This window comes from Pseudoalteromonas sp. XMcav1-K (assembly GCF_044005875.1).
Classification (GTDB): domain Bacteria; phylum Pseudomonadota; class Gammaproteobacteria; order Enterobacterales; family Alteromonadaceae; genus Pseudoalteromonas; species Pseudoalteromonas spongiae.
Map to the genome: position 1 here is coordinate 1 of NZ_JBIPJE010000028.1, position 13,670 is coordinate 13,670.

The 13,670-nt window shown below is 40.1% G+C and carries 8 protein-coding genes and 2 tRNA genes; 2 read left to right on the forward strand and 8 right to left on the reverse strand.

What is annotated here, in order from left to right:
- Positions 1-41: 41 nt before the first annotated feature.
- The 5 genes from ACHSBP_RS03550 to ACHSBP_RS03570 all read right to left on the reverse strand — a co-directional run bounded on the left by ACHSBP_RS03550 (position 42) and on the right by ACHSBP_RS03570 (position 3,379).
- Positions 42-126: transfer RNA gene (locus ACHSBP_RS03550), tRNA-Leu, on the reverse strand.
- Positions 127-236: 110 nt separating this feature from the next.
- Positions 237-313: transfer RNA gene (locus ACHSBP_RS03555), tRNA-Met, on the reverse strand.
- Between the two features lie 717 nt (positions 314-1,030).
- Complete coding sequence (gene ychF, locus ACHSBP_RS03560; RefSeq protein ID WP_010560395.1) at positions 1,031-2,122, reverse strand: redox-regulated ATPase YchF; 1,092 nt, start codon at positions 2,120-2,122, stop codon at positions 1,031-1,033.
- A 32-nt stretch (positions 2,123-2,154) separates the two neighbouring features.
- Complete coding sequence (pth, locus tag ACHSBP_RS03565; RefSeq protein ID WP_010560394.1) at positions 2,155-2,745, reverse strand: aminoacyl-tRNA hydrolase; 591 nt, start codon at positions 2,743-2,745, stop codon at positions 2,155-2,157.
- 19 nt (positions 2,746-2,764) lie between these two features.
- Positions 2,765-3,379 (reverse strand): 50S ribosomal protein L25/general stress protein Ctc, encoded by a 615-nt coding sequence (locus ACHSBP_RS03570; protein WP_010560393.1) that lies wholly within the window; start codon positions 3,377-3,379, stop codon positions 2,765-2,767.
- A gap of 205 nt (positions 3,380-3,584) precedes the next feature.
- Here ACHSBP_RS03570 and ACHSBP_RS03575 point away from each other — a divergent pair, with 205 nt between their 5' ends.
- Both ACHSBP_RS03575 and ACHSBP_RS03580 read left to right on the forward strand, forming a co-directional pair.
- Positions 3,585-5,318: a DEAD/DEAH box helicase family protein gene (locus ACHSBP_RS03575; protein WP_010560392.1), complete on the forward strand. Its 1,734-nt coding sequence runs from the start codon at positions 3,585-3,587 to the stop codon at positions 5,316-5,318.
- 146 nt (positions 5,319-5,464) lie between these two features.
- Positions 5,465-8,548 carry an HD domain-containing phosphohydrolase gene (locus ACHSBP_RS03580; RefSeq protein WP_395388158.1) on the forward strand — a complete coding sequence of 1,028 codons (3,084 nt, stop codon included), beginning with the start codon at positions 5,465-5,467 and terminating at the stop codon, positions 8,546-8,548.
- 271 nt (positions 8,549-8,819) lie between these two features.
- On the opposite strand, the gene ACHSBP_RS03585 is transcribed toward ACHSBP_RS03580, so the two are convergent.
- The 3 genes from ACHSBP_RS03585 to ACHSBP_RS03595 are packed head-to-tail and all read right to left on the reverse strand — an operon-like array spanning position 8,820 to position 13,586.
- Positions 8,820-10,328 carry a SpoVR family protein gene (locus ACHSBP_RS03585; RefSeq protein ID WP_395388159.1) on the reverse strand — a complete coding sequence of 503 codons (1,509 nt, stop codon included), beginning with the start codon at positions 10,326-10,328 and terminating at the stop codon, positions 8,820-8,822.
- A 16-nt stretch (positions 10,329-10,344) separates the two neighbouring features.
- Positions 10,345-11,625, reverse strand: coding sequence for a YeaH/YhbH family protein (locus ACHSBP_RS03590; protein ID WP_395388160.1), 1,281 nt, complete (start codon positions 11,623-11,625; stop codon positions 10,345-10,347).
- Between the two features lie 38 nt (positions 11,626-11,663).
- Positions 11,664-13,586: a PrkA family serine protein kinase gene (locus tag ACHSBP_RS03595; RefSeq protein ID WP_010560388.1), complete on the reverse strand. Its 1,923-nt coding sequence runs from the start codon at positions 13,584-13,586 to the stop codon at positions 11,664-11,666.
- Between the last annotated feature and the right edge of the window lie 84 nt (positions 13,587-13,670).

The window sequence follows — 13,670 nt, forward strand, 5'->3', positions numbered from 1 at the left end:
TCCAGCAATGGTAGTAGATAGTTTTAGTTCCTATCAGAACATGGTGCGGAAGGAGAGACTTGAACTCTCACATCCGAAGATACTGGAACCTAAATCCAGCGCGTCTACCAATTCCGCCACTCCCGCATATTGCTCTAGTAATGTTGGAACCTAAATCCAGCGTTTAATACAAAACGTTGGCCAATCCCGCAACTTTCGCATACTCAAACAAAACTATGGTAGCATGTTTTAAAACATGGTGGCTACGCCCTGATTTGAACAGGGGACCCCATCATTATGAGTGATGTGCTCTAACCAGCTGAGCTACGTAGCCATGTTTTGTTCGTTGTCATCATCGCTGATGCGGGGCGTATTATGCTGATTACCCCCAAATCCGTCAACACCTTTTTTTCAAAAAAATGAATATTCCGAGTTGTTTGCGTTTTTTTTATTCGAACTGAACAAAAAACCGCAAAACAGAAGGTTGTTTAAGTTAAATATTATACAAAGGGTACTGCTGGAATTTAAATATTTATAAGCCTTTATTCATTTTTACTTGCGCATGCTGAGTATTTTATTGCGTTAAGAAGTGAAAATAGCAACGCTAAGAAACATTGCTAGATTAACTTTTAAGCATATCTAAATATCAAAGTGGCATTATTATCAACCGTAAGGTTGCCAGTGATTGCAAATCTGGATAACGAATGTCTTTATAGCATTGTTATCGCGCAATTTTGCGATAGGTTTATCTGTAATAGAGGCGCACTTTTGCTTCACGAAAATGAGCCTTATACTGAGCAAAACCCTAGATTGCAGTAATAACAGGTTTTGTAAGTTGAGGTGCTTTACTATTTTGAGTACACACCTGAAATTGAGTTGCACAAATTAAGCTGGATTTGTGAAATGGGTAAATTGGGGTTTGCTTCAGATAAGCACGCTTCGTTGATGGGTGAATACTTGAATTTAGTATTAAAGCTGTCTTGGCGCCCTAGCATGGGCCAGTAGAAAGAAAAAAGGCCCGCAAATGCGAGCCTTTTCAAACACTATTTTCTTATACGTTAAATAAGAAGTTCATTACATCGCCATCTTTAACAATGTAATCTTTACCTTCTTGACGCATTTTACCTGCTTCTTTAGCACCTGATTCGCCTTTGAACTCAATGTAGTCATCAAAGCCGATAGTTTGAGCACGAATAAAGCCGCGTTCAAAGTCAGTGTGGATTTTACCTGCAGCTTGCGGCGCCGTTGCACCGACAGGAATAGTCCATGCACGTACTTCTTTAACACCAGCAGTGAAGTAGGTTTGTAAGTTAAGCAATTCATAGCCCGCGCGAATTACACGGTTTAAACCTGGCTCTTCTAAGCCTAAGTCATCCATAAACTCTTTTTTGTCTTCGTCGTCTAATTCTGAAAGCTCAGCTTCGATTTCAGCACATACAGGTACAACTACCGCATTTTCTTGTGCTGCAATCTCACGCACTTTATCTAAGAATGGGTTATTTTCGAAACCATCGTCATTTACGTTGGCAATGTACATTGTCGGCTTAATAGTTAAGAAGTTGATGTACTGGATTGCTGCTTTTTCTTCTTTTTCAAGCTCTAATGAACGAAGTGTAAGGCCTTCATCAAGGTGCGCTTTCACCTTTTCAAGCACAACGAGTTCGAATTTCGCGTCTTTGTCGCCGCCTTTTGCTTTTTTAGCGTTACGTTGCACTGCTCGATCAGCCGCTTCCATATCAGCAAGCACAAGTTCAGTATTGATAACGTCAATATCGTCTGCAGGGTCAATTTGACCTGCAACGTGTACAATGTTTTCATTTTCAAAACAACGTACAACGTGACCAATTGCATCAGTCTCGCGAATATTTGCGAGGAATTGGTTACCTAAACCTTCACCTTTTGACGCACCTTTTACAAGACCTGCAATATCAACAAATTCCATTGTTGTTGCCAGTACTTTTTGTGGATTTACGATAGCAGCTAGTTGATCTAGGCGTGCATCTGGAACCGCAACAACGCCTGTATTTGGTTCGATGGTACAAAATGGAAAGTTTGCAGCTTCGATACCAGCCTGCGTAAGTGCATTAAATAGTGTTGATTTACCTACATTTGGTAGACCAACGATGCCACATTTAAAACCCATAATAATAAACCTTAAACTAAGTTAAACCAGTCTTAAGCGACTGGTTTAAATGTATGTAATCTGTTTTGTGCTTTTAACACACCGTCTTTTGCTAGTATTTCCATGCAGCGAACTGCCTCATCCACCACATCATCAATTAAAGCTTGATCTGCGGCAGGTGCTTTTCCTAGTACCCAGCCAGTGACTTTGTCTTTATGACCTGGGTGACCAATACCAATTCGCAAACGCATAAATTCTTTTTGGTTTGCCATTTTACTAATGATGTCTTTTAGTCCGTTATGGCCGCCGTGTCCACCGCCTTTTTTAATTTTGGCAATACCAGGCTCAAGGTCCATTTCATCGTGTGCGACTAAAATATTTTCGACAGGAATTTTGTAAAAATTGGCTAAACTACTGACCGCTTTACCACTTAAGTTCATAAAAGTAGTGGGGATCAATAATTTGAATTCTTGATTTTGGATAATCACTTTGCCCACTAGGCCGTGATGTTTAGAATCGTGTTTGAGAATGCAGTTGTAACGTTTGGCAAGTTCTTCGATGAACCATGCACCAGCATTATGACGGGTTTTTGCGTATTCGGGGCCTGGATTAGCCAGGCCCACAAGCATTTGAATATTATTCAAGGTGCTAACACCTTAATAATTATTCTGCAGCGTCTTCTGAAGCTTCTTCAGAAGCAGCGCCTTTAGGAGCGTTTAAAGTCACAACTGCTTGGTCGTGATCTGCACCTTTAGCAAGCTCAACTGAAACAACGCCAGCTGGAAGAGCGATATCAGAAAGGTGCACGGTTGCACCAACTTCTAACGCAGCAACGTCAACTTCGATGAACTCAGGAAGTTGTGCTGGAAGACATGTGATTTCGATTTCAGTTACAAGGTGAGCAACAGTGTTACCGCCTTTAGTTGCAGCTTCTTCGTTAAGGAAGTGTACAGGAACCTTAGTGTGGATCTTGTGGTTAGCGTCAACGCGTTGGAAATCTAAGTGCATTACTTTAGGCTTGAACGGGTGACGTTGGATATCTTTAAGGATAGCTTCAACTTTTTCACCGCCAATGTTTAAAGTAAGGATGTGGCTGTAGAAACCTTCATCTTCTTGCGCTTTGATCACTTTGTTGTGAGCTAAAGTTAGAGATACAGCTTCTTTTTCTGCACCGTAAAGAACAGCAGGAACTTTGTCAGCACGGCGTAGGCGGCGGCTCGCACCAGTACCTAAGTCAGAACGTACTTCTGCATCTAATGTGTATAATTCGTTAGACATGAATGTCTCCAATATTTTAATTAAAGTATGTTGAAAGCTTCGCGACCAAAGCTCTCACCTAAAAAAGGCGCGCTATAGTAACACTGCAACCTAATAAAAGAAACCATTATTGTACTTTTAAAAAGCGAAGGGTGAAATGCTGGTTTCATGATTGCAAAACCTAATGGCATAATTAGATTAACTCGATAATCAAAGCAAGTATCACGTGGCCTATCAATTAAGACCTTATCAGCAAGAAGCGGTTGAAAAAACCTTAGCTCACTTTCGCAAAAGCAATCACTCAGCGGTTATTGTATTACCCACAGGGTCAGGGAAAAGTTTAGTAATTGCCGAACTCGCGCGTCTTGCACGTAAAAAAATATTGGTGGTGACACATGTTAAAGAGCTTGTGGAGCAAAACCATGAAAAATATGAAAGTTTTGGCTTAAAAGCGAGTATTTATTCGGCAGGGCTTAAACAAAAGTCGCTTGCACACCAGGTTACCTTTGCCAGCGTTCAGTCACTTGGGCAAAACCTTGATGCGCTAAATGACGAGTATTCATTGGTAATTATCGATGAATGTCACCGCGTCTCTGGCGATGATAATTCACAATATCAAAAGTTGATTAGCCATATAAAAGGGAAGAACTCTGAGTTAAAAGTGCTGGGTTTAACCGCTACACCGTATCGTTTAGGACTTGGTTTTATTTATCGTTTTCATTACCACGGCTTTGTAAGGGGAGATGGAAATGCCCCGTTTGAACATTGCATTTATGAACTGCCATTAAGGTATATGATTAAGCATCAATACCTTACGCCACCAAAATTAATCAATGCCGCAATCACGCACTATGACTTTGATTCACTCAGTAAAGATGCGTTTGGGCGTTTTAGCGAACGTGATCTCAACCAACTGCTGCAAGAAAATCAGCGTGCAACTAAAGCGATTATTAATCAGGTGCTTGAGCTATCTGACTCGTGTCAGGGTGTGATGATTTTTGCTTCAACCATTCAACACGCACAAGAGATCATTGAATATTTACCAAAAACGCAAAGTGCGCTGGTGATTGGTGATACCCATAACGCTGAACGCGATGCAATTATTCGTCGATTTAAAGCAAAAGACATTAAATATTTGGTGAATGTATCAGTACTCACTACAGGCTTTGATGCACCGCATGTGGATTTTATCGCTATTTTAAGGCCAACCGAGTCGGTTAGTTTGTATCAACAAATCGTTGGTCGGGGTTTACGCCTCGCTGAAGGTAAAACCGAATGCTTGGTCATTGATTATGCCGCTAATGGCTTTGATTTATTTCACCCCGAGGTTGGCAGCGTTAAACCTAATAGTGACAGCGAACCCGTGCAGGTGCTGTGCCCCGGTTGTGGTTTTGCTAACACCTTTTGGGGCAAAACCGATAGTGATGGCAAAGTAATAGAGCATTTTGGTCGTCGTTGTCAAGGGATCTTAGAAGACGAGGGGCATAGCGAGCAGTGTGACTTTCGCTTTCGCTATAAAGAATGTGAGCAGTGTGGCGCACAAAATGATATTGCCGCGAGGCTGTGTCATCAGTGCCATCAACCTATTGTTGATCCTGATGATAAGTTACGTGATGCGCTTAATTTAAAAAATGCGTTGGTATTGCGTGTCAGTGGCATGCAGTTAGAAGCACATAATCAGCGACTGAAAGTGACTTATCATGATGAAGATGGTGCAGACGTGAGCGAATACTTTAGTTTATCGTCAGACAAAGCGTCGTTTTATTTTAAACGGCAGTTTTTGCGCGTGGGTGTTCCCAGTAAAATTGATTTTTCTAACCCTAACTCAGTCGTTACTCATCAATCATTGCTAAAGGTGCCGGACTTTGTGGTTGCAAAACGAGACAAAGGTAAACATAAAGTGGTAGAGCGAATTTTTGACTACCAAGGGCAATTTAGGAAAGCACATGAGTTAAGATAAAAAATTTATATAAAACAAACAATAAGTATTTGGTACTTGGTTAAAAATAGACCTAAACTCTAAATAAAAAACAGGCAGGGACGATGTTTTCAAGTACTAAAATTACATTTCGTGTGACTCTCGCATTTATATGCTTGCTAATAGCTGTGATTACAGCATCTGTTGCTATTGGCTTACAATATTATTTTTCTAAACAAATTACCGTAAGCGCCAGTCAGCAGTTTGCTGAACAAGTAGCCAAGCAAGTTGAGTTATCAATATCAAAAATGGATGATACGGCGAAAAATACCGCCTCATTACTCGCTAAATATTCATCGTTAATTGAAGGTCATACGCTTGTTGGCAAAGCAGACCAAATTCTCACCGATTTACTTATTGACCATAATGATTTTTACGCTATTTATTATGGATTTGATAATGGCGATTTTTATGAGTTGATTAATCTTGAGACTAACCAAAAAGTCCGGAAACAGCTCGATGCCGCAATGGAAGACCGGTTTGTTAAAATACATATTTATACCGATGGCGAGCAAAGAGTTAGAAAAACTGAGTACCTTAACGATAAATTGCAGGTAAGACACAGTAAAGTTGAAGAGAGTGATTATGATGCAAGTAGTAGGCACTGGTTTATTAACGCCAATACAAAACGTGTTGTAAAATCCCCACCTTATCTATTTCATCATTTACAGGCTTCTGGCCAAACCTATTCGAAGATTGTTCATGGCACCAACCATGTTGTGGCTGTTGACTTAACATTGCAAACAATCGCTAAGCAGCTCAATGGCAGCTTTGAGCGTAATCGCAACTCAGATAGCATAGAAGCGTATATTTATGATAATCAAGGTGAGTTACTGCTCAGCAATTTAAATGGCAAAGACAACGCAGCGCTTAATGTTGAGCCGTTAACGCTTTCTAGCGAGCAGCAAGCATTAGTTAAGGAAGTTGGCTCTCTTACTGTTAGTAATGAAATAAATTGGGCGCCGGTCGACTTTTCCATTTCAGGTATGCCGAAAGGGTATACACCAACATTAATCTCTTTACTCGGGCAAAAACTTAACTTAGATATTAATTTTATCAATGGTTATACGTGGTCTGAGTTAGTTTCTTTGTATCAAAACGGCAAAATTGATGTGTTGCAGCCAGTGCATCAAACATTAAGCAATAAACAGTGGGGCGTATATTCTAAGCCTTTGCTTAATTTGCCACTGACACTTGCAACCTTACCCAAAAACAAGACGATTTCATCTCTTTCTGATCTTAATAATAAGCGATTAGCCATTCCTGAAGGCTGGTCACTGGTTGCAGCAATAAAACACAGTTACCCTGAAATCACCATTGTTGAAGTAGCCGATTTACAAACGGCACTGTTAGCAGTTAAAAATGGCACGGTAGATGCCGCAATTGATAGTCAGTTGATACTAGCCTATACGGCGAAGATGTTTTTTATTGACGGACTGCAATTTCATACAAATATTGATGCGAGCTTATTAAGTTTTGATACACACCTTCGTATGGTAGCAAAAGACAACAAAATTATTGAACTGCTAAACTTTGCACTTGAAAATGTAACGCAACAGGAACTTGCTTATTTATCTGAGCAGTGGCTAACGTTTGACCGAAGCGCTAAGGCCGTGGATGCCTCAAGGGTTGTGCCTTATAAGCAATTAATTACTCTGTCAAAAGACAATGCTAACCACAATCGCTTACAAGTTATCGAAATTGAAAATACCGACTATTTACTTTTTATCGCACCTACAACGCTTGGTACAGAAGAACAAAATTACTTAGCCTTGCTGATCCCCACTAAGCTCGCGTATTCAGAGGGGCTAAGCTATGTCACTAAATCAATAATAGTGACAACCATTATTTTATGTTTGTTAATGCCATTAACCTATTTTGTTGCGAGTCCCATTGTCGCTGCAATGCGCCGTTTAAGTGCAGAGAATACAAAAATAAAACAACGAAAATATAACGCAATTGACGTTGAGCATAGCTTTATTAAAGAAATTGACGATGTGTTTGATTCGCTCAATCAAATGGCCGAATCTATTCAAGCACATGAAGCAAAACAAGCAGAATTGCTCGATTCTTTTGTAAAATTAATAGCGCAAGCAATCGATGATAAATCACCTTACACAGCCGGCCACTGCAACCGTGTACCAGAGCTAGGCCTTATGCTTGTTGATCATGCGAGTGACTGCGATGAACCTCATTTTAAAGCATTTAAACTAGATACCGATGATAAAAAACGAGAGTTCAAATTAGCGGCATGGTTACATGATTGCGGCAAAATAATTACGCCAGAGCATATTGTTGATAAAGGTACTAAGTTAGAGTGTATTTATAACCGTATTCATGAGATAAGAATGCGTTTTGAAGTTTTATTACGCGATGCAGAAATTAGTTGTTATAAGCAGTTGCTGCAACAGCCAGAGCGTGAAAGCGAATTACAACTTGAGCTAAATGCTACTCAGCAAGCGCTTTACGAAGAGTACGAATTTGTTGCCAAAATTAACCAAGGTGGCGAATTTATGGAAGAAGACAAAATAACCCGCTTAGAAGAAATAGCAAAACGTACATGGCTGCGCCATTTCAGTGATAAAAAAGGATTATCACCGCTTGAAGAGTTAAAAAATGATCAACCTGATGAATTATTGCCTATTACCGAGCAATTATTAGCTGATAAAGAAGGTCACATCATCAAACGTGAGCAGGCGGTTGAGTATGCGCCTCATTTAGGTATCAATATTGAAGTTCCTGAGTATAAAGCGAATTTAGGCGAGTTGTATAACCTTAAAATTGGTCGTGGCACACTGACCGCGGAAGATCGTTTTATTATTAATGAGCACATTATCGGCACAATTAAAATGCTTGATTCGTTGCCTTTCCCATGTGAATTATCGAATGTGCCACGTTATGCCTCAACTCACCATGAAACACTCAAAGGAACGGGGTATCCACGAAAGTTAACAGGGGATGATTTATCAATACCCGAGCGTATTTTGGTACTTGCCGATATATTTGAAGCACTTACCGCATCCGATAGACCGTATAAAAAGGCAAAGCCCCTTAGTGTGGCGATTGATATTTTGCATAAAATGTCACTCGATCAGCATGTTGATATTGAAGTGTTTAAGCTCTTTTTACGCTCTGGCGTGTATAAACAATATGCACAAAAGTACATGCCAAAAGAACAAATTGATGAGATTGATTTAACTAAATACTTATAGCCTATGATATAGGTTTTATAACTGCGTGAGTATGTTAACGAAGCAAATGCATTATTAAGTGTGTTGAGAGTTGAAAATTAGATAGCTCAGGGTCGAATTTTTTGCTTGGCTTTTGGTGTGTTTAGCTATATCAACAACTGAAATAGCATGGTTATAAGAAATTAAAAAAGGCTTGTTAAAAGCCTTTTTTAATTTCTTGAGACATAACCTAATTTGGTTGATTTTGCCTAATTTAGGTTGTAAGAGTGGGTTCCTTTCTCACACAATCGCTTTAAATACTATCCGCAGTTGAGAGCGGACAACGGGCAATTTCTGTTATTTCACCGTTTGCATCTTCTTGCTCTAAAATCACGTCAAACCCCCATAAACGATATAAATGTTTAATCACTTGGTCTTTAGTGTTCGCAAGCGGTATATCGTTATGTGGCGTATAACGCAGTGTAAGCGCACGGTCGCCTCGAACATTAACATTGAACACTTGAATGTTGGGTTCTAAATTGCTTAGGTTATATTGCTCAGAGAGTGCCTGACGAATGGCGTGGTAGCCCGATTCATTGTGAATAGCACTGACTTCTAAGTGGCTTTCTTTCTCGTTATCTAAAATAGAGAAAAACTTAAAGTCGCGCATTAACTTAGGCGATAAAAACTGACTGATAAAGCTTTCATCTTTGAAATTTTCCATCGCAAAATGCAAAGTATCGAGCCAGTTACTGCCAGCGATTTCAGGAAACCACCGTTTGTCTTCATCTGTTGGGTTTTCGCATATACGACGAATATCCACCATCATATTAAAACCGAGGGCATAGGGGTTAATGCCAGAATAGTAGGGCGAGTTATAAGGCGGCTGATACACAACATTGGTATGGGATTGCAGCACTTCTAACATAAAGGCGTCACTTAACTTTCCCTCATCGTACAAATGATTAAGCAAGGTGTAGTGCCAAAATGTAGCCCACCCTTCATTCATTACTTGAGTTTGCTTTTGTGGGTAAAAATATTGCGAAATTTTGCGCACAATACGGATTATTTCGCGTTGCCATATTTCGAGTAATGGTGCTCGTTTTTCAATAAAATAAAGAATATTCTCTTGTGGCTCACTGGGAAAGCGTGCGGCTTGTGTTTCAGCTTCGTTTTGTTGTGAGGGAATGGTTTTCCACAATTCATTAACTTGAGATTGTAAGTAATCTTCGCGTTCTTTCTGCCTTTTTTGTTCTTCAAAAAGGGATATTTGTTGAGGTCGTTTGTAGCGGTCTACACCATAATTCATTAATGCATGGCACGAGTCGAGTAGTTTTTCGACTTCTTCAACGCCGTACTTTTGTTCACATTCGGCGATATAATTTTTAGCAAACAGTAAATAATCAATTATAGAGCTTGCATCGGTCCAGGTTTTAAATAGGTAATTACCTTTAAAAAATGAATTATGCCCATAACAGGCGTGTGCCATAACCAGTGCTTGCATCGGCATGGTGTTTTCTTCCATCAAGTATGCAATGCACGGATCTGAATTGATTACAATTTCGTAGGCAAGTCCCATTGCACCACGCTTGTAATTTTGCTCTGTTTGAATAAATTTTTTGCCAAAAGACCAATGACTATAGCCAATAGGCATGCCAACACTGGAGTAGGCATCCATCATTTGCTCTGCGGTAATTACTTCAATTTGATTAGGGTAAGTATCGAGGCGGTAAATCTCAGCAACCCTAGCAATCTCGGTTTGGTATTCTCCGAGTAAATCGAATGTCCAATCAGGACCATCGCTTAGTACTTTTTTACTCATAACTAGTCCTTGAAAATTAAGCTACATCTGCGGTGGTATCTTTTTTAAATAACTCTCTGAATATAGGGTAAATGTCTTCCACAGATTTAATGTGTTGAATGGCGAAGTTTTCATGAGTATCAGCGAGCACTTGATATTCACGCCATAAGCTTTGATGTGCTCGTGTGGTGATTTCAATATAAGCGTAATAGCGCGTAACTGGCAGAATTTTATTTGTAAGCCAATCACTGCATTGTGGCGAATCATCAGCCCAGTTATCACCATCAGATGCTTGCGCAGCATAAATATTCCACTGTTCAGAGTCATAGCGCTCTTTGATTATTTCGTCCATGAGCTTTAATGCACTTGATACGATTGTGCCCCCCGTTTCTTGCGAATAGAAAAATTCGTGTTCATCCACTTCTTTTGCTTGGGTATGGTGACGAATGTAAACAACTTCGATGTCTTTGTAGGTACGAGTTAAAAATAAATAAAGCAAAATATAAAACCGTTTTGCGGTTTCTTTGGTTGCTTGATCCATCGAGCCCGACACATCCATTAAGCAAAACATCACAGCTTTAGAACTTGGCTCAGGGCGCTTCTCATAGTTTCTAAAACGTAAATCAAAGGTATCAATAAACGGTACTGTGGCAATTTTATTTTTAAGTTGCTCTATTTCTTTTTCAAGCAGGGCAATTTCGCTTTGGTTGTCCTTTTTGTTTTTTGTAAGCTCAGCAAGTTTTTGCTCAAGTTCAGCTAATTGACGTTTGTTGCCTGCAGTCATGGCAATACGTCTTGCGACTGAGCCTTGCAATGAACGAACAATATCAATATTTGATGGAACTCCATCGTTACTGTAACCAGCACGATGGGTTTTCATTTGAACTAACTTATTGAGTTGATTCTGTTTCAAGTTTGGCAGTGCAAGATCTTCAAACAGCAAGTCTAAGTATTCATCTTTTGAAATGGAAAAAACAAAATCATCTTGGCCTTCTCCAGAGTCACTGGCATCACCTTCGCCCGCACCTTGACCTTGTCCGCCAAGGGGGCGTTTTATTCTGTCCCCTTGACTGAATTGGTCATTGCCTGGATGCACCATATCGCGTTTGCCACCTTTACCTTGATGGAAAATAGGCTCTTGCATATCACGACTTGGAATCGAAATACTTTCGCCTGTTTCCACGTCAGTTACGCTGCGTTTGGCAATCGCATCGGAAACCGCCTCTTTAATTTGGCGTTTGTAACGCTTAATAAAACGTTGGCGGTTAACCGTATTTTTGTTTTTCCCGTTTAAGCGTCGGTCAATAAAATGTGCCATATACGCCTCCGTAGGTCTTCTTTACAATTACTACTAACTTACTGTGACTTACGAACTCGTAAATACCATTCACTGAGCAAACGAACTTGTTTCGCTGTATAGCCTTTTTCAACCATGCGGTTAACAAAGTCCTCGTGCTTTTGCTGATCTTCGGCGCTGGTTTTTGCATTGAATGAAATAACAGGCAGTAGATCTTCGGTATTTGAGAACATTTTCTTTTCGATGACCGTTCTTAATTTTTCATAGCTCGTCCAAACAGGGTTTTTACCATTGTTGTTAGCACGCGCTCTTAAAACAAAGTTTACGATCTCGTTGCGGAAATCTTTTGGATTAGAAATTCCCGCTGGCTTTTCAATTTTCTCTAGTTCTGCATTGAGTGCAGCTCTATCAAATAATTGGCCTGTATCTGGGTCGCGGAACTCCTGATCTTGGATCCAGAAATCGGCATAGGTTACATAACGGTCGAAAATGTTTTGGCCATATTCAGAATAAGATTCTAAATAAGCGGTTTGAATTTCCTTGCCGATAAACTCTACATATTTCGGAATTAAGAAACCTTTTAAGAACTCAAGGTAGCGCTCTTGGGTTTCTTGTTGGAATTGCTCGCGCTCAATTTGTTGCTCTAGCACATAGAATAAATGAACTGGGTTGGCTGCCACCTCAGTGTGGTCAAAGTTGAAAACACGCGATAAAATCTTAAAGGCAAAACGTGTTGATAGGCCGTTCATGCCTTCGTCAACACCGGCGTAATCTTTGTATTCTTGGAACGATTTAGCCTTAGGATCGGTGTCTTTTAAGCTCTCGCCATCGTACACGCGCATTTTTGAATAAAGACTTGAATTTTCAGGCTCTTTAATTCGTGATAACACTGAAAACTGCGCTAGCGTTTCTAATGTACCTGGGGCACATGGCGCTTCGTTTAGTTCTGAGTGTTGTAGTAGTTTCTCGTAAATTTTCATTTCTTCAGAGACACGCAGGCAATAAGGTACTTTCACAATGTAAACACGGTCTAAAAACGCTTCGTTGTTTTTATTGCCTTTAAACGTTTGCCATTCTGATTCATTAGAGTGAGCCAAAATCATACCATTGAAGGGCAGAGCAGAGAGACCTTCGGTACCGTTGTAGTTACCCTCTTGGGTTGCGGTTAATAATGGGTGAAGCACTTTAATTGGTGCTTTAAACATTTCAACAAATTCCATTAAACCTTGGTTAGCATGGCAAAGTGCACCGGAATAGGCGTATGCATCGGCATCGCTTTGCGCAAAATGTTCAAGCTTGCGAATGTCCACTTTACCTACAAGCGCGCTGATGTCTTGGTTATTCTCATCGCCAGGCTCAGTTTTCGCGATAGCAACTTGGTCTAGAATAGATGGGTAACGCTTTACTACTTTAAATTTCGTAATATCACCGTTGAATTCGTGCAGGCGCTTAGTGGCCCACGGTGACATAATTGTTTTTATGTATCGATTGCTAATACCATATTCTTTTTCGAGGATATCGCCGTCTTCTACTGGGTCGAATAAGCAAAGGGGGTGGTCATTTACAGGGGAATCTTTAAGGCAATAAATAGGTACTTTTTGCATTAGGTACTTTAGCTTTTCAGCAAGTGACGACTTACCACCACCTACAGGGCCAAGTAAATAAAGTACCTGTTTGCATTCTTCAAGCCCTTGCGCTGCATGCTTTAAGTAGGCAACGATTTGTTCAATGCTATCTTCCATGCCATAAAATTCTTTAAAGGCAGGGTAGCGCGGAATAACACGGTTAGAAAAAATACGACTGAGTGTTGGATCTTGTGATGTATCCACCATTTCAGGCTGACCAATCGCCATTAATAACCGCTCTGCTGAGCTGGCATAGGCGGATTTATCTTCTTTACAGATCTCGAGAAACTCAGCAATAGTAAATTCTTCTTCTTTTGCGGCTTCGTAACGAGATTGGAAATGATCAAAAATTGTCATATAGACCTCCTAAATACCGGAAATTTTGCAACAGCAATAAAACTAGCCACTATTTATAAGGTTAGACGGGATTTTTGATTGTGC